The 18,561-nt window shown below is 72.4% G+C and carries 19 protein-coding genes; 14 read left to right on the forward strand and 5 right to left on the reverse strand.

Features of this window, described 5'->3' with window-relative positions:
• Positions 1–154 precede the first annotated feature (154 nt).
• Positions 155–862, forward strand: a complete 708-nt coding sequence (locus tag ACIP4P_RS10190) for a hypothetical protein (protein ID WP_400916646.1) — start codon at positions 155–157, stop codon at positions 860–862.
• A gap of 107 nt (positions 863–969) precedes the next feature.
• Here ACIP4P_RS10190 and ACIP4P_RS10195 read toward each other — a convergent pair whose 3' ends face one another.
• The 3 genes from ACIP4P_RS10195 to ACIP4P_RS10205 form a co-directional block, all read right to left on the reverse strand.
• The gene (locus ACIP4P_RS10195; RefSeq protein ID WP_350511450.1) at positions 970–1,365 is read right to left on the reverse strand and encodes a hypothetical protein; all 396 of its coding nucleotides are present in this window, start codon (positions 1,363–1,365) and stop codon (positions 970–972) included.
• A gap of 92 nt (positions 1,366–1,457) precedes the next feature.
• On the reverse strand, positions 1,458–1,727 hold the full coding sequence (locus ACIP4P_RS10200) for a chaplin (RefSeq protein WP_400916649.1): 270 nt from the start codon (positions 1,725–1,727) through the stop codon (positions 1,458–1,460).
• A gap of 110 nt (positions 1,728–1,837) precedes the next feature.
• Positions 1,838–2,080 (reverse strand): chaplin, encoded by a 243-nt coding sequence (locus ACIP4P_RS10205; RefSeq protein WP_400916652.1) that lies wholly within the window; start codon positions 2,078–2,080, stop codon positions 1,838–1,840.
• Between the two features lie 580 nt (positions 2,081–2,660).
• Between ACIP4P_RS10205 and ACIP4P_RS10210 the strand changes: the two genes are divergently transcribed.
• The 5 genes from ACIP4P_RS10210 (at position 2,661) to ACIP4P_RS10230 (ending at position 8,434) form a co-directional block, all read left to right on the forward strand.
• Entirely contained in the window at positions 2,661–2,900 is a 240-nt protein-coding gene (locus ACIP4P_RS10210) for a chaplin (RefSeq protein ID WP_380522885.1), read from the forward strand.
• Between the two features lie 248 nt (positions 2,901–3,148).
• Complete coding sequence (locus ACIP4P_RS10215; protein WP_400916654.1) at positions 3,149–4,831, forward strand: RICIN domain-containing protein; 1,683 nt, start codon at positions 3,149–3,151, stop codon at positions 4,829–4,831.
• Between the two features lie 173 nt (positions 4,832–5,004).
• Positions 5,005–6,348 carry a glycosyltransferase family 39 protein gene (locus tag ACIP4P_RS10220; protein ID WP_400916656.1) on the forward strand — a complete coding sequence of 448 codons (1,344 nt, stop codon included), beginning with the start codon at positions 5,005–5,007 and terminating at the stop codon, positions 6,346–6,348.
• Positions 6,349–6,411: 63 nt separating this feature from the next.
• Positions 6,412–6,906 carry a MarR family winged helix-turn-helix transcriptional regulator gene (locus ACIP4P_RS10225; RefSeq protein WP_400916658.1) on the forward strand — a complete coding sequence of 165 codons (495 nt, stop codon included), beginning with the start codon at positions 6,412–6,414 and terminating at the stop codon, positions 6,904–6,906.
• 82 nt (positions 6,907–6,988) lie between these two features.
• Entirely contained in the window at positions 6,989–8,434 is a 1,446-nt protein-coding gene (locus ACIP4P_RS10230) for a DHA2 family efflux MFS transporter permease subunit (protein WP_400916661.1), read from the forward strand.
• 57 nt (positions 8,435–8,491) lie between these two features.
• Here ACIP4P_RS10230 and ACIP4P_RS10235 read toward each other — a convergent pair whose 3' ends face one another.
• Complete coding sequence (locus tag ACIP4P_RS10235; RefSeq protein WP_350511442.1) at positions 8,492–9,121, reverse strand: hypothetical protein; 630 nt, start codon at positions 9,119–9,121, stop codon at positions 8,492–8,494.
• A 316-nt stretch (positions 9,122–9,437) separates the two neighbouring features.
• Here ACIP4P_RS10235 and hemL point away from each other — a divergent pair, with 316 nt between their 5' ends.
• The 7 genes from hemL (at position 9,438) to ACIP4P_RS10270 (ending at position 16,486) form a co-directional block, all read left to right on the forward strand.
• Positions 9,438–10,766, forward strand: a complete 1,329-nt coding sequence (hemL, locus tag ACIP4P_RS10240) for a glutamate-1-semialdehyde 2,1-aminomutase (RefSeq protein ID WP_400916663.1) — start codon at positions 9,438–9,440, stop codon at positions 10,764–10,766.
• A gap of 60 nt (positions 10,767–10,826) precedes the next feature.
• Positions 10,827–11,477 carry a histidine phosphatase family protein gene (locus ACIP4P_RS10245; RefSeq protein ID WP_350511521.1) on the forward strand — a complete coding sequence of 217 codons (651 nt, stop codon included), beginning with the start codon at positions 10,827–10,829 and terminating at the stop codon, positions 11,475–11,477.
• A gap of 141 nt (positions 11,478–11,618) precedes the next feature.
• Entirely contained in the window at positions 11,619–12,233 is a 615-nt protein-coding gene (locus ACIP4P_RS10250) for a TlpA family protein disulfide reductase (protein ID WP_400916666.1), read from the forward strand.
• A gap of 44 nt (positions 12,234–12,277) precedes the next feature.
• Positions 12,278–13,033, forward strand: a complete 756-nt coding sequence (locus ACIP4P_RS10255; RefSeq protein ID WP_400917137.1) for a cytochrome c biogenesis CcdA family protein — start codon at positions 12,278–12,280, stop codon at positions 13,031–13,033.
• Between the two features lie 2 nt (positions 13,034–13,035).
• Positions 13,036–14,823: a cytochrome c biogenesis protein ResB gene (locus ACIP4P_RS10260; protein ID WP_400916669.1), complete on the forward strand. Its 1,788-nt coding sequence runs from the start codon at positions 13,036–13,038 to the stop codon at positions 14,821–14,823.
• Between the two features lie 3 nt (positions 14,824–14,826).
• Positions 14,827–15,957 (forward strand): c-type cytochrome biogenesis protein CcsB, encoded by a 1,131-nt coding sequence (gene ccsB / locus ACIP4P_RS10265; protein WP_350511438.1) that lies wholly within the window; start codon positions 14,827–14,829, stop codon positions 15,955–15,957.
• Positions 15,958–16,096: 139 nt separating this feature from the next.
• On the forward strand, positions 16,097–16,486 hold the full coding sequence (locus tag ACIP4P_RS10270) for a hypothetical protein (RefSeq protein ID WP_400916670.1): 390 nt from the start codon (positions 16,097–16,099) through the stop codon (positions 16,484–16,486).
• A 9-nt stretch (positions 16,487–16,495) separates the two neighbouring features.
• Here ACIP4P_RS10270 and ACIP4P_RS10275 read toward each other — a convergent pair whose 3' ends face one another.
• Positions 16,496–17,560, reverse strand: coding sequence for a ScbA/BarX family gamma-butyrolactone biosynthesis protein (locus ACIP4P_RS10275; RefSeq protein WP_400916672.1), 1,065 nt, complete (start codon positions 17,558–17,560; stop codon positions 16,496–16,498).
• Between the two features lie 350 nt (positions 17,561–17,910).
• Between ACIP4P_RS10275 and ACIP4P_RS10280 the strand changes: the two genes are divergently transcribed.
• Entirely contained in the window at positions 17,911–18,537 is a 627-nt protein-coding gene (locus ACIP4P_RS10280) for a ScbR family autoregulator-binding transcription factor (RefSeq protein WP_400916673.1), read from the forward strand.
• Positions 18,538–18,561 lie beyond the last annotated feature (24 nt).

Below are 18,561 nucleotides of genomic sequence, written 5' to 3' on the forward strand. Positions count from 1 at the left end.
ATTAGGCCGAATCGGTTAACGCCCGCAATCCGAACTCACGGTCACTCGTTGCGCAGATTGCTTTCCGGCTGCGGGCCCCGCAGCCCTCCCCGAAGGAACTCCGGTACCGGGTCTCCAGGCGTCCCCGGTACGGACAGGCAGAACGGTGAAAAGCATGAAGTTCTCCAAGCGGGCCGGCGCGATGCTGCTGGCGGTCGGTGCGGGCGTGCTCGCCTCCCAGGGAGCGGCCTCCGCCGCCCCGGTAAGCCCCGACCAGGTCGGAGCCCTGGAGGACAAGCTGTCCACCCAGCAGGTGCCGGCGGACGTGCCGCTCACCCCGCTGGGCAGCCACGTCACGGCCGGCATCCCGACCTCGCTGGTGATGCCGCCGGTCGCCGGCCGGACCACCGACAACGGGCTGCTCCCGGACCACGTGCTGCCCCAGCTGGCCACCGGCAAGGTCGGCCCGAGCGCCAAGGCCCAGCTGCCGCTCCCGCTGGTCGACCAGGGCGCCGACCTCGGCGAGGTGCTGCTGGAGGCCCCGGCCGCGCCGCTCCAGGCCAAGACCCCCGGCCTGGACGTGGGCAAGCCGCTGTCGCTGGTGCACGACGGCACCGGTCAGCTCGCCGACGGCCGGATCCGGGTGGACGAGGTGGACCCGCACCTGGTGCCCGGTGCCGTGCAGACCGTCCCCGGGGCCACCGCGAGCCTCGGCACCGACGAGAGCCGGCTCTCCGTCACCGACGAGGCGAACGACCTGGCGAACACCACCACCGCGACCGCCACCGGGGTGCTGCAGCAGACCGACGCCCCCACCATGGCCACCTCGACCGTCACCGGCCTGGTGCAGCAGAGCGGCCTGGCCGACCTGACCCAGCTCTGAGCCGGTTCCGCAACCCGACCGGACGCGGCGGGGCCCCGCCCCCCCGCGGGCCCCCCGGGGGGGGGCGGGGGGGGGGGGGGCCCCCCCCGCGTCCGTACGCCCGGTGCTCAGCCCGGCAGGACGCCGGACAGCCCGCCGACCAGCGGGAGGTCCTTGACCCCGCCGCCAGAGCTCAGCGGACCGGTCAGCGTGCCGGTGCCCAGCGGGGCCAGGCCCTGGTCCGGCTGGACGGTGGCGCCGTTGTTCAGCACGTCGGCCGAGGAGTTGGCCCACGGGTCCAGGCGCAGGCTCTTGATCGGCGCGACGCCGTAGCCGAGGCCCGCCGTCGTCCCGCCCAGCGCCTGCCCGACGTCGGTCTTGGCCAGCGTGGCCGGGCCCGCCGCGGGCTGCTGCCCCGCGGGGGCGGCGGCCTGTGCGGTACCGGCACCGGCGCCCAGCAGCAGCGCGGCGCCCACGGCGGCGGCCAGTCCGGCCCCGCCCTTCATCGAAACCGTCGAAACCATGCGGATCACCCTTCGAGGGATCGGGGAAACCGAACTGCCCCCCGGCCGGCTGGTCGGGGGGCAGTACGGCCGAAACGCGTGCCGATCGGGGATCAGCAGTCGTCCGCGGGCATCGGGTGCGCCTCGGCGTTGACGCAGGTGTTGCCGAAGGCCGGGTTCAGCAGGCCGATCACGTTGATCGTGTTGCCGCACACGTTGAGCGGGATGTGGACCGGCACCTGGAGCTGGTTGCCGGAGACGACGCCGGGGGAACCGGCGGCCACGCCTTCGGCGCCGGAGCTGGCGGCGGCGGAGCCCGCCGCGCCCAGCACCAGGCCGGCAGCGGCGGCGGAGAGGACGGCGACCTTCTTCACGTTCTGCATGGGGGTTGATCTCCTCGATCACACACGGGTGGAGCGTGCCGCGCCCCGGCGCTGCGGGGCGCGGCACGGGCTCGGGTGAATCAGCTGCCGACGGTGCGGCGGGAGCCGAATCAGCCGATGTTGGCGCAGGAGTTGCCGAACGCCGGGTTCAGGATGCTGATGACGCCGATGCTGTTGCCGCAGACGTTGACCGGGATGTGGATCGGCACCTGGAGCTGGTTGCCGGAGAGCACGCCGGGGGAGCCGGCGGCCACGCCCTGGGCGCCCGAGCTGGCGAACGCGCCGCCGGCGGCACCGAGCACCAGGCCGGTGGCGGCCAGCGACAGGGCGGCGGCCTTCTTGAGGTTGCGCATGTTGTTCCTCCGATTTCTGCCCGACGGAAGGGAAATGTCGGGAAACGGGCGAGCACGAATACTCACCCGAAGGCTTCAGGGATCGCCGTGATTGTCACTCCGGCGGCGCACACCGGCGTGTTCCGCCCATGGCTCGGGCGTCGACGCAGCCGCCGCGTTTCTTCCAGCACCCCGCGAACATTTCCCGCACGGCCGGGAACGATTCGGACGGAGGTGCGACCAGGAATTCCCGGTCAGGCGTTCAGGCGGTGTCGCCGAACGCCGGGTTCTGGGGGGCCCGCCACGTCGACCGACTTGCCGGTGGCCTCGGTGCCGTCGAGGCCGTGGGCGAGTTGCGCATGGGCGGTACTCGTTTCAGGAGCAGGGCCGGGTTGGATCGTCTTCGTGAGGGAGAACGAGGCAGCGCGCGGGGGGAAACGGTCCGGCCCTCCTCCCGCCGAAGATCACCCGAATGCCCGGTGGACGGTCGCATTGCGCCAGACGGGTGACAGTGCGTCCACCGTCGCAACCGGGCCGGACGGGTCTCGTTCTAGATGTCGCACTCCCCGTGCATCTCTGTATGAACAGTCAGGAGGCTCACATGAGCATCAAGAAGACCGCCGCCGTCGGCGCGGCCGTGGTGGGCATCGTGGCCGCCGGCGCCGGCACCGCGATGGCCAGCTCCGGCGCCGAGGGTGTCGCCGCCGGTTCCCCCGGTGTCATCTCGGGCAACCAGATCCAGATCCCGGTGCACGTTCCGGTCAACCTCTGCGGCAACAGCGTCGACATCGTGGGTCTGCTGAACCCGGCGTTCGGCAACCACTGCGCCAACGTGGGCTGAATCCACCCCCGGTTCGGCCGGTGAGAGCCGCCGTTCCGCGCTTCCCTCCTGGGGCGCGGAACGGCGGCTCTTTTCCGTGCCCGGCAGCCGACTCCGGGTCAGTTCCCGGAGCGGTCATAAGCCTTGTTGTACTACTTGTCAGTACTTAGAATATGAGACCTGCTCACCTTTTCGGCACCACCTCTCTTGCTCCGCGCCGTCCGGCACCCCCAGTCGGGCGGTTCCCCCACCCCCGCAAGGAGTCGCGTGTGATCAGGTTCCGCACGTCCGCGGCGCGGCGAGGGCGAACGGGCTCGTCCCGGTCCGCCGCGCTGCTCGCCACCGGCGTCCTCGTCGCCACCCTCGGCCTGGCCGGCGCCCCCGCCGCGTTCGCCGACACCTCGCCGGCCCCGGCCCCGGCCCCGGCGCCGACCCGCCCGGCCGCGATCGTCGCCCTCGGCGACAGCGCCATCTCCGGGGAGGGTGCCGGCACCGACACCAACGACGGCTACTTCCCGGGGACCGACACCCCCACCAACTACTGCCACCGCCACCCCAAGTCGGAGATCTTCGCCACCGACATCCCCGGGGTCACCCCGATCGACCTCGCCTGCTCCGGCGCCCAGACCGGCGACCTGGTCAGCGACCCCGAGCTGGCCAAGATCACCGGCCCGGGCTTCGGCGACTTCGGCGAGCCCAAACAGGACGTCAAACTCGCCGACGCGGCGGGCAAGTACGACGTCAAGATGGTCGTGGTCACGATCGGCGCCAACGACGACTTCGACTTCAGCGGCATCATGATGCACTGCCTCGCCCAGTACTTCCCGATCCCCAAGGACCAGGGCTGCCGGGACACCATCGGCAGCGACGAGATCCGCCGCCGGGCCAAGGCGGTCCAGCCCAAGGTCGTCGCCGCGCTCCAGGACGTCCGGCAGACCATGCGCAAGGCCGGCTACGCCGACTCCGCGTACCAGCTCGTCTACCAGTCGTACTTCAACCCGATCACCCCGGACATCCGGCGCAACGACTACCTCGGCAAGATCACCGACGGCTGCCCGGCCTTCCCCGAGGACCTCGCCTGGGGCCACGACTGGGTGGTGCCCACGTTCAGCGACGCGCTCCGCGGCGCGGCCGAACAGGTGCCCGGCGTACGGTACTTGGACCAGCGGCGGGTCGCCTTCGGGCACGAGGTGTGCGCGGAGTGGACGAGTTCGCCGTACGAGTACAGCAACGGCGACGTCATCAACCTCTCCGAGTGGGCCCGCAACGGCTGCGACTCGCAGATCGGGATCCCCGGGCTGTGCATGAACATGGTCCGCCAGTCGTACCACCTGCGGGTGGCCGGCTACCGCGGTGAGGGCGTCTGCCTCGGCCAGTTCTTCGCCAAGCCCGACCAGGCGGAGGCCTACTGCACGCTCAACCAGCAGAACACCACCTCGATCCAGCCGCTCACCCCCGGACAGCCCTTCGGTGACGGCCCCGAGGACGGCTCCTGGTACCAGCTCACCAACGCGGCCACCGGCAACGCCCTCGACCTCTCCGGCGGCGGCACCTACGACGACTCCACCAACGGCCGGGCCGCGATCAGCTACCCGGCGACCGGCGGGCTGAACCAGTCCTTCGTCCTGGAGGCCAAGGCCGGCGGCAGCTACGAGCTGGACTTCAGCGGCAACCGCAACATGTGCCTGGACGCCAACGCGGCCGCCACCGCCGCCGGCACCCGGATCCAGCAGTGGGGCTGCAACGGCGGCGCCAACCAGCACTGGGTGTTCGTCCCGGCCGGCAACGGCAACTACAAGATCGCCGACTCGGCCGATCCCACCAAGGTGCTGGCGGCCGCCACCGCCCTCGACGCCAAGGGCAACCCCTACGTCGAACTCGCCACCGACACCGGCGCCCCTGCCCAGCTCTGGCAGCTCACCAAGCTCGGCATCGTGTACCTCCACGGCTGAGCCCGCCGGCCGTCGCCGCCCGGCCCGGGCGGCGACGGCCGCACCCCCGGCGCCACGGGATTCCCGGGCGGCCGGGGGAGGGCCCGGGCTCGGGGGCGTGCCGTAGGCTCACGGGAACATCGTCGCGCCGGAGCCGCGCGCACCAGGAGCGGGGCGGGGAGTACCCAGACCAGATGAGCACGGCATCGAGCACCGAGTCGTCGAGCACCGAACCGGCCGCCAGAGAGTCGTCGAGCACCGAACCGGCCGCCGGAGGGTCGTCGAGCACCGGGCCGGTGACGGCCCCGGAGTCGGAGTCGGAGGGGCGTTCCGAGCAGCGGACGGGCCCGGCGCCCGGCCGCTTCATGGCGCTGGTGGACCGCTTCGCGCCCGCGCTCGGCGCCTACGCCGTGGTCAAGGCGACCGGCCTGGCCGTCTTCCTGCTGCTGCTGGACCACACCGGCGACTACCTGAAGAAGCAGGTCGGCCGCGGCGGCGGCGCCCACGCCTGGGACGTGCTGGGCACCTGGGACGGCGTCTGGTACCAGCGGATCGCCGAGAACGGCTACGACCCGCAGCTGATCCCGCTGCACGGCTTCCCGCTGGCCACCTACTACGAGAACTCCGCCGCCTTCTTCCCGCTCTACCCCTGGCTGATGCGGCTGGTCGGCGCGGTCACCGGGCTCGGCCCGTACGGCTCCGGGATCGCGGTCTCGGTGATCGCCTCGCTGGTCGCCGCGGCCGGGATCTTCGCGATCGCGGAGCGGCTGGGCGGCTTCCGGGCCGGGGTGATCGCCGCGGTGATCTGGGGCCTGTTCCCGGGCTCGGGGGTGGAGTGGGCGGTCTACTCGGACTCGCTGTTCGTCGCGCTGTCCGCCTGGGCCTGCTACTGCGTGATGACCCGCCGCTGGCTCGCGGCCGGCCTGCTGGCCCTGGTCGCGGGCCTGAACCGGCCGACCGCGGCCGCGCTGATCGCCGCGGTCTCGATCGCCGCGCTGGTCGCGCTGGTCCGCCGCAGGGACGGGGTGGCCCGCCCGCTGACCGCGATGCTGATCACCCCGTGGGGCCTGTTCGGCTACGTGGCCTGGGTGGGCTGGCGGATGGGCGACTGGGGCGGCTACTTCAAGCTGCAGCGCGGCGCCTGGAACCGCTACTTCGACTTCGGCGCCTCCACCGCGCGGACGTTCATGGACGTGATCACCGGCCACTGGGACTTCTGGCAGTCCAACCCCGTCCCGGACCTGATCGCCATCGCCCTGCTGATCGCCCTGCCCGGCCTGCTGGTGCTGCTGGGGAAGGCCCGTCCGCCGCTGGTGCTGTGGATCTTCACCGGGCTGACCGTCTTCACCGCGCTGAGCAGCAACCAGATCTTCGGCAACATCTCGCGCTACCTGCTGCCGGCCTTCCCGCTGTTCATCGGTCTGGCGGTGGCGCTGCGCCGGGTGCGGACCTCGACGCTGGTCGGGCTGTTCGCGATGCCGGTGATCGCGGCCGGCTGGTACGCCGGCTATGCGCTGTTCGAGTTGGGAATCCCGTAACCCCGGTGTTGGTCAGCAACGGGATCATCCGGCAGCAGACGGGCCGTTGCTAACCTCGGACGCATGACGACGACCCCGCCCGTGCCCGTGCGCCAGATCCGCGACATCTCCGGCCTGCTGGACCACGCGAGCCACGTGCTGGCGACCCGGATGGCGGCCGCCTTCACCGAGCTCGGGATCACCCCCCGTGCGTACTGCGTGCTGTTCCACGCCCAGGAGGCGGAACGCACCCAGATCCAGCTGGCCGAGCTGGCGGACCTGGACAAGACCACCATGGTGGTCACCGTCGACGAGCTGGAGAAGGCGGGCCTGGCCGAGCGCCGCCCGTCCGCCACCGACCGCCGGGCCCGGATCATCTCGGTCACCGAGCAGGGCACCCGCGCCGTGGAGCAGGGCACCCGGATCGCCGACCGGGTCCACCGGGAGCTGCTGGACGCGCTGCCGCAGCCCGAGCAGGACGCCTTCGTCGCGGCCCTGACCCGCCTGGTGGACGGGCACCTGGCGGAGCCGGTGGAGAGCGAACGGACCGTCCGCCGGGCCCGGCGCTCCCGGGGCTGAGTTTCCATCCCGAGATAGATAGTCCCGAAGAAAACAATCTGATAGCGTCCTTCCCGGTACTTGACGAACCGGGAGAACCGCCATGACCACGCACGCCCCGGCCGCGCCCGACACGGCGCCCCCGGCCCCCGGCCCCACCCGCTCCCGCGCGCTCGCCCTCACGGTGCTCTGCGCGGGGATGCTGATGATCATCCTGGACGGCTCGATCGTCACCGTGGCGCTGCCCGCCATCCAGGACGACCTGCACTTCTCGCCCGCCGACCTGACCTGGACGGTCAACGCCTACCTGATCGCCTTCGGCGGCCTGCTCCTGCTGGCCGGCCGGCTCGGCGACCTGATCGGCCGCAAGCGGGTCTTCATCGCCGGCCTCGCCGTCTTCACCGCCGCCTCGCTGCTCTGCGCCCTCGCCACGTCGCAGGGGATGCTGATCGCCGCCCGCTTCCTCCAGGGCGTCGGCGGCGCGATGGCCTCGGCCGTCAGCCTCGGCATGATCGTCACGCTGTTCCCCGAGCCCGCCGAACGCGGCCGCGCGATCGGCGCGTTCAGCTTCGTCGGGGCGGCCGGCGCCTCGATCGGCCAGGTCCTCGGCGGGGCGCTCACCCAGGCCCTCGACTGGCACTGGATCTTCCTGATCAACCTGCCGATCGGCCTCGCCGCCGGCCTGCTGGCCCTCCGGGTGCTGGCGCCCGACCGGGGCCCGGGCCTGCGGGCCGGCGTCGACGCCCCGGGCGCCGCGCTGATCACCGCCGCCCTGATGCTCGGCATCTACGCCATCGTCGGCACCGGCGGGCACGGCTGGACCTCGCCCCGGACCCTCCTCCTCGGCGCGCTCGCGTTCGCCCTGCTGGCTGCCTTCACGCTGCGTCAGGCCCGGGCCGCCCGACCGCTGCTCCCGCTGCGGGTCTTCCGCTCCCGCGGCCTCTCCGCCGCCGCGGCGGTGCAGACCCTGATGGTCGGCGGGATGTTCGGCTTCCAGGTCATGATCGCGCTCTACCTGCAGGACGTCCGCGGCTACGGCGCCGCCGCCACCGGCCTCGCACTGCTCCCGGCCGCCACCACCGTCGGCGCCGTCTCGCTGCTGCTCTCCGCCCGGCTGATCGCCCGCTTCGGCGAGCGCCGGATGCTGCTCACCGGTCTGGTCCTGCTGCTCTCCGGGCTGGCCCTGCTGACCAGGCTCCCCGTCGAGGCCGACTACGCCCTCGACGTGCTGCCCACCATGCTGCTGATCAGCGGCTTCGGCCTGGCGATTTCGGCGCTCACCGCCCTCGCCATGGCCGGGGTCGACCCGCGCGACGCGGGCACCGCCTCCGGCCTGTTCGGCACCTCCCAGCAGGTCGGCGGCGCGCTCGGGGTCGCCGTGCTCAGCACCCTCGCCACCGGCCGCGCCCACACCCTGGCCGCCGCCGGGCACCCCGCGGCCGAGTCGCTCACGGCCGGCTTCCGACTCGCCTTCGCGGTGGCCACCGGGCTGCTCGCACTGGCCCTGCTGCTCGCCGCGATTCTGGTCCGACCCGTCAGCAAAGCTTGACGAGCCGTCAACTCGGCGCACCCCTGGGCAGGTTCACCGCCCAGGGGTGCGCGGTCGCTACGGCCAGACCAGGCAGTACAGCTGGTGCCCGGCGTCGTGCAGCCGGTTGGCGAAGTCCTGCCACTCGTGCAGCATGCTGTAGATCACGAAGGCGTCCCGCGGCCCGCGCCGGTCCGGCACGGTGGACCAGATGAAGGCCGCCGCGCCGAGCTCGGTCTCGTCGGCCTTGCGGAGCGGTTCGACCACGTTGTGCGGGAGTTGGACGACGGCGTAGTCGGGGTGCAGCACCACCAGCTCCAGCGGCGGCACCTGGTGCAGCGGCACGCCCTGGATGCCGGTGAGGACCATGGCGCTCATGGTCTCCGGTTTGATCTTGGTGGAGAGGTGGCCGGTGGGGGAGCCGCTGGTCTCCATCAGGTCGCCGAGCCGCCCCAGCGCGCCGAGTTCACCGGCGTCCAGACCGAGACCGCCCGGGCCGAGGGCGGTGGGGACTCTGGCGGCGGTCGCGCGGTCCGGTGCGCCGAAGTACTTGTACGTCACCCCCACGCGTCCCTCACCCCGCCTCTCGCCGCCGCGGCGACCACGCCCCGTACCCGCTCCCGTACCCCCGCGTGCGGTTTCGGCGGGCCTGCGGGAGCCACCCGCCGCCTCGTCGAAGCCGTCCTGCGCCTCGGACACTCGGACCATCCTCACCGGAATTCGCCGGAATCGACAGACCCCCGCACGCCCGGCGTCCCGCCGGACGTGCTCCTTACCCGTCATGCGCCGCCGTACCCATCCGCGGTACGCGGCAGTCCTCTCCACACCCCTGCACACACCCCGGGCGCTCGCGCACCCCGTGCCCACAGTCTGACTGGTCCGTGCTCCGGAACAGCCAGCGGCCCCGCCCGTACACGACCGCCACGGACAACCGTCACGGACAACCGTACAGACAACGGTGCCCGGATCATCGTTCCAGATGATCGGGCCGGACATGCAGAGCTCAAGGACACGATTTGAGACCATGTCTCCTGTGAGCTACCCCTACGAAGCCCCCCAGTCCCAGTCGCTCTTCGATCGCGCCTCCGTGGTCACGCCCGGCGGCGTCAACTCCCCGGTGCGCGCCTTCCGCGCGGTCGGCGGAACGCCGCGCTTCATGGTGTCCGGCAACGGCCCCTACCTCACCGACGCCGACGGCCGTGAGTACGTCGACCTGGTGTGCTCGTGGGGTCCGATGATCCTCGGCCACGCGAACCCGGCCGTGATCGAGGCCGTCCAGCAGGCGGTCGCCCGCGGCACCTCCTTCGGCACCCCCGGCCAGGGCGAGGTCGAGCTGGCCGAGGAGATCGTCGCCCGGGTCGCCCCGGTCGAGCAGGTCCGCCTGGTCTCCTCCGGCACCGAGGCCACCATGTCCGCGATCCGGCTCGCCCGCGGCTTCACCGGCCGGGCGAAGGTGGTCAAGTTCGCCGGTTGCTACCACGGTCACGTGGACGCCCTGCTGGCCGCCGCCGGTTCCGGCGTGGCCACCTTCGGCCTGCCGGACACCCCGGGCGTCACCGGCGCCCAGGCCGGCGACACCATCGTGCTGCCGTACAACGACCTCGCCGCCGTCGAGCAGGCCTTCGCCGCCCACCCGGGCGAGATCGCCTGTGTGATCACCGAGGCCTCGCCCGGCAACATGGGCGTCGTCCCGCCGCTGCCCGGTTTCAACGCGGGCCTGGCCCGGCTCTGCCGGGACAACGGCGCGCTGTTCGTCTCCGACGAGGTGATGACCGGCTTCCGCGTCTCCAAGGCCGGCTGGTACGGCCTGGAGGCGGCGCACGAGGGCTGGGCGCCCGACCTGCTGACCTTCGGCAAGGTCATGGGCGGCGGCTTCCCGGCCGCGGCCTTCGGCGGCCGCGCCGACGTGATGGCCCACCTGGCCCCGGCCGGACCGGTCTACCAGGCGGGCACCCTGTCCGGGAACCCGGTCGCCACCGCGGCGGGCCTGGCCCAGCTGCGCGGCTGCACCGACGAGGTGTACGCGACGGTGGACGAGGTGGCCGCCGAGGTCTCCGGCCTGGTCTCCGAGGCGCTCGCCAAGGAGGGCGTGGCGCACCGGCTGCAGACCGCCGGGAACATGTTCTCGGTGTTCTTCACCGAGGCCCCCGTCACCAACTACGACGAGGCCCGGACCCAGGAGGCGTACCGTTTCACCGCCTTCTTCCACGCGATGCTCGCCGAGGGCGTCTACCTGCCGCCGTCCGCCTTCGAGTCCTGGTTCGTCTCGGCGACCCACGACGCCCGGGCGATCGAGCGGATCGCCGCCGCCCTGCCGGCCGCCGCGCGCGCCGCTGCCGCCGCCACGGCCTGAGCCCCGAGTCCCAGGAGTAGTTGAGAAGTGAGCGCCAAAGAGATCACCGTCGTCCACGTGATGCGGCACGGCGAGGTGCACAACCCGGAGGGCATCCTGTACGGGCGCCTGCCGGGCTACCACCTGTCCGAGCTGGGCCGGCAGATGGCCGACCGGGTCGCCGAGGACCTGGCCGGACGGGACATCACCCACGTGGTCGCCTCCCCGCTGGAGCGGGCCCAGGAGACCGCCGCGCCGATCGGCAAGGCGCACGGCCTGGACGTCGCGGAGGACGCGCGGCTGATCGAGGCGGAGAACATCTTCGAGGGCAAGACCTTCGGGGTCGGCGACGGTTCGCTGCGCAACCCGGGCTACTGGAAGTACCTCACCAACCCGTTCAAGCCGTCCTGGGGCGAGCCGTACCTCGACCAGGTGGTGCGGATGATGGGCGCGCTCGGCGCGGCCCGGGACGCCGCCCGCGGGCACGAGGCGGTCTGCGTCAGCCACCAGCTGCCGATCTGGATCCTCCGCTCCTTCGTCGAGCGCCGTCGGCTCTGGCACGACCCGCGCAAGCGGCAGTGCTCGCTGGCCTCGCTGACCAGCTTCACCTTCGAGGGCGACCGGATCGTCTCGGTCGGCTACCGCGAGCCGGCCCGCGACCTGCTGCCCGCGCACCTGGTCGGCAAGGGCCGCAAGGGCGACAAGCCGGTGGGCAAGAGCTTCGGCGCCTGACCCCGTAAGCGGTGCGTAAGTATGACTTCGGGTCACCTGGCAAATGCCGGGTGACCCGAAGTCGTCGCAGGTCAGACGGGGTGCGACGCGCAAGGTAGGACCCCGGCGAACCGGGCCGGAACTCCATGCGAAACTTTTCACATGTCTGCCATGACGCGCCCCCGTCCCCGTGTCGCCGCAGCCGCCGCCACAGTCGCCGCCGCTGCGCTCGTCCTCACCGGCTGTTCCTCCTCGGGCTCGTCGGGCAGCGGCGAGGGCCAGGTCGGGTTCGTCACCGTCAAGGGGACCAACCTGTCGAAGGCGGACACGGGCAAGCGCGGGGACGCGCCGGACATCTCCGGGGAGACCCTGGAGGGCAACCAGGTCAAGCTCTCCGACTACCGCGGCAAGGTCGTGGTGCTGAACGTGTGGGGCTCCTGGTGCGGGCCGTGCCGGGCCGAGGCGAAGAACCTCCAGGCCGTCGCGGACGAGTACAAGGACAAGGGCGTCCAGTTCCTCGGCATCAACACCCGGGACACCGACAAGACCAACGCCGTCCGCTTCGAGCAGGAGCAGGGCGTCTCCTTCCCGAGCATCTTCGACCCGGCCGGCACCCAGCTGCTCAAGTTCCCCAAGGGCAGCCTCAACCCGCAGTCCATCCCGACCACCCTGATCGTCGACCGGGACGGCAAGCTGGCCGCCCGCGCCGTCGGCGGGACGACCCAGGAGGCGCTGGAGTCGATCGTCCAGCCGGTGGTCGCGGAGCAGCACCAGTGAGCGGGGCGCCACGACTCGCCGAACTCGCGCAGGCCGGACTCCCGCTGGCGGACAACTTCAGCACCGTGCAGAGCGGGGCGCTGCTCGCCGCGGCGCCGATCGCGCTGGTGGCCGGCCTGGTGTCGTTCTTCTCGCCCTGCGTGCTGCCGCTGGTGCCCGGCTACCTCTCGTACGTGACCGGCTTCTCCGCCGCCGACCTCGCGGACGCCCGCGGCGCCCGGCGTGGCCGGATGCTGCTCGGGGCGACGCTGTTCATCCTCGGCTTCACCGCGGTCTTCGTCTCCGGCGGGGCGCTGTTCGGCCAGTTCGGCACCACCCTGCTGCAGCACAAGCGGGCCATCTCGATCGTGCTCGGCGCGCTCACCGTGGTGATGGGGCTGGCCTTCATGGGCCTCGTCCCCGGGCTGAGCATGCGTGAGGTGCGTTCGCACCGCCGCCCGGCCGTCGGCCTGCTCGGCGCGCCGCTGCTCGGCGTGGTGTTCGGCGTCGGCTGGACGCCCTGCATCGGCCCGACCCTGGCCGCCGTCCAGAGCCTGTCGCTGAACCAGGCCGACGCGGCGCGCGGGGCCCTGCTGATGACCTTCTACTGCCTGGGCCTCGGCGTACCGTTCATCGTGGCCGCGCTGGCCTTCCGCCGCGCGCTGGGTGCCTTCGGGTGGGTCAAGCGGCACTACCCGCTCGTCATGCGGATCGGTGGCGGCATGCTCGTCGCGGTCGGTCTGCTGCTCGTCACCGGGATCTGGGATTCCTGGATGAGCGAACTGCAGTCCTGGACCGCCGACTCCCAGATCGGAATCTGACCGTGAGCAAGACCACGACCGATACCGAGCTGCCCCCGGCGCCGGACGAGGACGCCGCCGCCGAGCGGCTCAGCACCGCGCCGGTCGAGTCCGAGGGACCGACCGGCATAGGGGTGCTCGGCTGGGCGCGCTGGATGTGGCGCCAGCTGACCTCGATGCGGGTCGCCCTGATCCTGCTGTTCCTGCTCTCGCTGGCCGCCATCCCGGGGTCGCTGATCCCGCAGAACGGCCAGAACCAGTTCAAGGTGCAGACCTGGAAGGCGCAGCACACCACGGTCGCGCCGATCTACGAGAAGCTCCAGCTGTTCGACGTCTACAGCTCGGTCTGGTTCTCGGCGATCTACATCCTGCTGTTCGTCTCGCTGGCCGGCTGCATCATCCCGCGGACCTGGCAGTTCGTCGGCGTGCTGCGCTCCCAGCCGCCGGCCGCCCCGCGCAACCTGACCCGGATGCCGGTGTACGCGGCCTGGCGCACCGACGCGGACGCGGAGCAGGTGAACGCGGCCGCCCACCGGCTGCTGCGCAAGCGCGGCTTCCGGGCCAACCTGGCCGGCGGCGCGGTGGCCGCCGAGAAGGGGTACCTGCGCGAGGTCGGCAACCTGCTGTTCCACCTGTCGCTGTTCGCGCTGCTCGGCGGCTTCGCCTGGGCCAGCCTGGCCTCCGGCACCGGCGGCAAGCTGATGGTCGAGGGCCAGGGCTACTCCAACACCATCACCCAGCTCGACGACTTCACCGGCACCCGGTTCTACGGCAGCCAGGACCTCGACCCGTTCTACCTGAAGCTCAACGACTTCACCTCGAAGTTCCAGAACACCGGTGACCAGATGGGCGCCGCCCGGCAGTTCACCGCGAACGTGCAGTACTACGAGGGCAGCGACGAGTCGAAGCTGAAGAAGGGCACGATCGAGGTCAACCACCCGCTGGAGATCGGCGGCAGCAAGGTCTTCCTGATCGGCCACGGCTACGCCCCGGTGATCACCGTGAAGAACGGCAAGGGCGACGTGGTCTACCACGACGTCGTGCCGTTCCTGCCGCAGGACGCCAACCTGACCTCGACCGGCGTGGTGAAGGTCTCCGACTACGGCGCCGGCCCGGACGGCAACCGGACCCAGCTGGGCTTCTCCGGCTTCTTCCTGCCGACCGCCCCGCTGAGCTTCGCCGGCACCGGCCCGATCTCACTGTTCCCCGGCGACGCCGCCCCCGAACTGGTGCTGAACGCCTTCTCCGGCGACCTCGGCACCGACTCCGGCCTGCCGCAGAACATCTACCAGCTGAACACCGCCAAGCTCACCCAGATGCAGCAGGACGGCCAGCCGGCCAAGGCCCTGCTCAAGCCGGGCCAGGCCTGGAACCTGCCGGACGGCTACGGCAGCGTCACCTTCGAGGGCTACAAGCAGTGGGCGAGCTTCAACGTCTCGCACCGCCCCGGCAACGAGATCGCGCTGACCGGCGCGGTGCTGGCGATCCTCGGTCTGATCGGTTCGCTGTTCATCCAGCGCCGCCGGATCTGGGTGCGGGCGGTGGCCCTGCCGGGCGGCGGCACCCAGGTGGAGCTGGCCGGCCTGGCCCGCAGCGAGTCGGCGAAGATCGCCGAGGAGCTGGCCGAACTCGCGGTGGACCTCCAGGACGACGCCCCGGCGTCGGAGGACCAGGGGGCCGACGAGGCACCCGAGGACCCGGCGGCACCGGAAGACCCCGCACCGGAAGCCTCCGCACCGGACGCCCCGGGAGCGGAAGACCCCGCAGCAGAAGACCCCACAGCCCCTGCTGACCAGAACGCCAAGGAGTAGACGGTGCACCTCGCCTCGGGGGTCGACCCACAGCTGGCCGACCTCTCCAACAAGCTGATCTATTCGGCGATGGCGGTCTACACGATCGCCATGTTCGCCCACATGTTCGAGTGGACGTTCGGCAGCAAGGGCGCGGTCGCCGTCCGGTCCACGGAGCAGGCGGGCAACCTCGCCGAGACCGTCGCCGCCGCCGAGCCCAAGGCCGCCAAGAAGGTCACCGTCACCGTCGCCGGGGCGAAGGGCGGCACCACCACGCTCACCCGCACCGTCCTGGCGGACGCGGGCGCGACGGTGGTCACCGGCGGTCGCGGCGACGAGGACGTGGACGGCCCGGGCGCGGCCGGCACCAACGAGAAGGCCGACCTGGCCGGCCGCATCGCGGTCTCGCTGACCGTCCTCGCGGTGCTGCTGCACGGCGGCGGCATCGTCGCCCGCGGCCTCTCGGTGTCCCGCTGGCCGTGGGGCAACATGTACGAGTTCTCCTGCGCCTTCGCCTTCGCGATGACGGCCACCTACCTGGTGCTGCTGGCCTCGCGGAAGAACGTGCGCTGGCTCGGCCTGCCGGTCGCCGTCGCCGTGCTGCTGACGCTCGGCATCGCGACCCAGGTGCTCTACACCGACTCCGAGCAGCTCGTCCCGGCGCTCCACTCGTACTGGCTGGCGATCCACGTCTCCACCGCGATCTTCTGCGGCGGCGCCTTCTACGCGGCGTTCATCTCCACCCTGCTGTACCTGGCCAAGGACTCCTTCGACAAGCGGATGGCGGCCGGCCTGACCACCGGCCCGCTGGGCACCTCGGCGTCGATCTGGCGCCGGCTGCCCGCCGCCTCCACCTTCGACAAGCTGTCGTACCGGATCAACGCCCTGGTCTTCCCGCTGTGGACGTTCACCATCATCGCGGGCGCGATCTGGGCCGAGGCCGCCTGGGGCAAGTACTGGGAGTGGGACCCGAAGGAGACCTGGTCGTTCATCACCTGGGTCGCCTACGCCTGCTACCTGCACGCCCGGGCCACGGCCGGTTGGAAGGGCCGCAAGGCCGCCTACCTGGCGCTGGCTGCCTTCGCCTGCTGGTGCTTCAACTACTACGGCGTGAACATCTTCGTCACCGGCAAGCACTCGTACGCGGGGATCTGACCGGGGGCACCCACCCGTCGGCCCGGCTGTCCACGGAGGTGGCCGGGCCGAGGTGCAACGGGGGTAGTTCGTGCCGGCCGTCCCGTGCCGGTACGGGGAGGAACGAGGAGGAAATCGCGCAATGGAGTGCGACGAGGTCATGCTGACCGTCCGAATCACCGCCGCCGAGCAGCTGCTGCTCCGTCGGCTCGCCCAGGGACACCGGAGCGACGTGTCCGAAGTGGTGGCCGACGCTCTGCTGGACATCATCCCCACGCTCAGCGCGCCGGGGGACGCCTACCGGCTGCTGAGCGCCATCGCCACGCCGGCGCCGTGCGCGCTGACGGTCTGGCTGCCGACCGCGCTGGCCGACCTGCTGGTGCCCGGCGCGGCCCGGATCGCCCAGATCACCGACGTCCGGATCGAGTCGGCCAGCGCGGCGCTGGGCGCGGCGCTGCGGCTCTGGCTGGCCCAGGACCCGGTCCGGCTGGCGGCCAACCTCAGCGTGATGCACGCCGGGCGGCGGCCGGCCGCCCTGGTGGCCGCCTGAGGGCGGCCCTCAGCTCGCCAGCGGCAGCAGGCCGGGCGCGGTGGGGCGGCCCTCGAAGGCGTCCCGCCGGACCGGCACCCGCGGACCGTCCACCGGCGCGGTGAGCAGCCGGCACTCGGCCGCCGTCCGCCCGTCCTGGAGCAGCCTGACCAGGACGGGGGTGCGGCGGCCGTCCGGTGTCCGCTCGCGGACGGCCCGCACGTAGCAGGGCCGGTCCAGCTCGATGTAGCGGTCGAAGGAGGTCACCAGCTCGACCGGCACCACCGGCTCGGGGTGGTGCAGCCGCTGGGCGGCCTGCCGGGCGGCCTCCAGGACCAGCATCCCGGGCACGTGGTCCAGCTCGTGGTCGAACAGCACCGGGTGGTCGGCGTCGGCGCGCAGCAGCCAGGTGTCCGGCCGCAGGGTCGGGCTGAGCACCACGTCCGCGGGTTCCGCCCGGCCGACCAGCTCGGGCGCGGCGGGCTCCGGCGGCCGCGCCGGGGCGACGGTGCGGTGGCCGCGCAGCCGCTCGTACGAGGCAGGGGTGATCACCCGCAGCTGGCCGGAACCGTGGCCGATCCGCAGGCCGTCCCGGGTGATCTCGGCCTGCACCCGCAGGGAGGCCAGCCGGCCGTGCCGCATCCGGACGTCCTGGCAGCCGACCGTCAGCATCAGCGAGGCCGGGCCGGCGGTCACGGCCAGGCCGGGCAGGCCCGACTCGCCGAGCGCGTAGCCGAGGTCCTCCATGACGAAGTGGTGGTCGCGCGGCACCCCGAAGCCGGCGTGGCCGATCAGCAGTCCGGCCTGCCGGACGGTCTCGGCCATCAGCACCGGGTCGTGGTAGCGGTCCCCGGGCAGCCGGTAGAAGCCGTGCAGCCGGGGCCACTGGGCGCCGAGCAGGAAGTCGTACGGGCCGGTGGCCTGCCAGCCGGTGAGGAAGACCTCGGAGACCGAGGCGCGGTGCACCAGGTGCCGGGAGACGGTCCGGTCGTGGAAGTCGTAGCCGGAGCCGGAGCCGGGGCGGCTGCCGGGGGACGGGTCGGAGCCGGGGTGGGCGTACGGGCCGAAGGCGTCCGGCTCTACGATCATTGGCATGACTGGCCCCAGCTCCAGGGTGTCGGTCCGGCGGCCGCTACGGTCGCCCACAGCAAAACATACATACCACCCGGTTTGTCTTCTGCGGCCGGGGTGGCCCCGTCGCAGGACCCGGACCGACCACGCTACCCGGCCTCTGGGCTGCGGGAATGCCTGGAACGGGGGAGGCAGACCTTGGGCGGGGGGCGGTCCCCGCTGGACGGCGGGGTCGACACAGGCGCTAGATTAGATACCAACCATGCGGTTTCGGCCAGCGTCGTCCGCGTGCGAGGTGCCGCCTCCGACCGAGGGCGCGCCGACAGCGGCCGGGTGAGGCGGGGAAGCGCGTCCGGCGGAGTCCGGGGGGATCAGTGGTCAAGCAGGAACGCGCGGGGCGGACCAGGCAGGCCGTGCTGCTCGCCGCCGCGGACACCTTCGCGGGGGTCGGGTTCGAGGCCGCCAGCCTGGTCGACATCAGTCGCCGGGCCGGGGTGAGCAAGGGCGCCCTCTACTTCCACTTCGTCTCCAAGCAGGCCCTCGCCGACGGTGTGCGGGCCGCCGCCGGACGGGAGATCGGCTCGGCCGCGCTGCGCGCCCTGCGCGCCGAGGGCCCGGCCGTCCAGGGGCTGATCGACTTCTCGTACGAGCTGGCCCGGCTGCTGCGCGAGGACGTGGTGGTGCGGGCCGGGGTCCGGCTCGGCCGGCAGGGCCCGCGGCCGGACGCCGGTCGCACCGATGAGGCCGGCCCGGACACCGCCTGGCGCAGCCTCGACACCGTGGTCCACCGACTGCTGGACCGCGCCGAACGGGCCGGCGAACTGTGCCCGGGGGCGGACCGGCGGGCCTGCGCCGAGCTGATCACCACGGTGGTGGCCGGTCAGGTGCTGCTGGCGGCGGAGGAGCCCGGCCGGCCGGCACCGGAGACGGTCCGGCGGCTCTGGACGGCCGTGCTGCCGGCCCTGGTGGGCCCGGACGACCGGGCCGGATACCGGGTGTAGCCGGGTCCGCCGGGTCCGCCGGGG

Source organism: Kitasatospora sp. NPDC089509, from assembly GCF_044749365.1.
Taxonomy (GTDB): Bacteria; Actinomycetota; Actinomycetes; order Streptomycetales; family Streptomycetaceae; genus Kitasatospora.

Coding starts and splice junctions, on each gene's coding strand:
- ACIP4P_RS10275 (WP_400916672.1), bottom strand. CDS start 17,560: ATGCCAATGATCGTAGAGCCGGACGCCTTCGGCCCGTACGCCCACCCC.
- ACIP4P_RS10205 (WP_400916652.1), bottom strand. CDS start 2,080: ATGCGCAACCTCAAGAAGGCCGCCGCCCTGTCGCTGGCCGCCACCGGC.
- ACIP4P_RS10235 (WP_350511442.1), bottom strand. CDS start 9,121: ATGGTCCGAGTGTCCGAGGCGCAGGACGGCTTCGACGAGGCGGCGGGT.
- ACIP4P_RS10245 (WP_350511521.1), top strand. CDS start 10,827: ATGCGGCACGGCGAGGTGCACAACCCGGAGGGCATCCTGTACGGGCGC.
- ACIP4P_RS10270 (WP_400916670.1), top strand. CDS start 16,097: ATGCTGACCGTCCGAATCACCGCCGCCGAGCAGCTGCTGCTCCGTCGG.
- hemL (WP_400916663.1), top strand. CDS start 9,438: ATGTCTCCTGTGAGCTACCCCTACGAAGCCCCCCAGTCCCAGTCGCTC.
- ACIP4P_RS10210 (WP_380522885.1), top strand. CDS start 2,661: ATGAGCATCAAGAAGACCGCCGCCGTCGGCGCGGCCGTGGTGGGCATC.
- ACIP4P_RS10230 (WP_400916661.1), top strand. CDS start 6,989: ATGACCACGCACGCCCCGGCCGCGCCCGACACGGCGCCCCCGGCCCCC.
- ACIP4P_RS10250 (WP_400916666.1), top strand. CDS start 11,619: ATGTCTGCCATGACGCGCCCCCGTCCCCGTGTCGCCGCAGCCGCCGCC.
- ACIP4P_RS10190 (WP_400916646.1), top strand. CDS start 155: ATGAAGTTCTCCAAGCGGGCCGGCGCGATGCTGCTGGCGGTCGGTGCG.
- ACIP4P_RS10220 (WP_400916656.1), top strand. CDS start 5,005: ATGAGCACGGCATCGAGCACCGAGTCGTCGAGCACCGAACCGGCCGCC.
- ACIP4P_RS10200 (WP_400916649.1), bottom strand. CDS start 1,727: ATGCAGAACGTGAAGAAGGTCGCCGTCCTCTCCGCCGCCGCTGCCGGC.
- ACIP4P_RS10195 (WP_350511450.1), bottom strand. CDS start 1,365: ATGGTTTCGACGGTTTCGATGAAGGGCGGGGCCGGACTGGCCGCCGCC.
- ACIP4P_RS10225 (WP_400916658.1), top strand. CDS start 6,412: ATGACGACGACCCCGCCCGTGCCCGTGCGCCAGATCCGCGACATCTCC.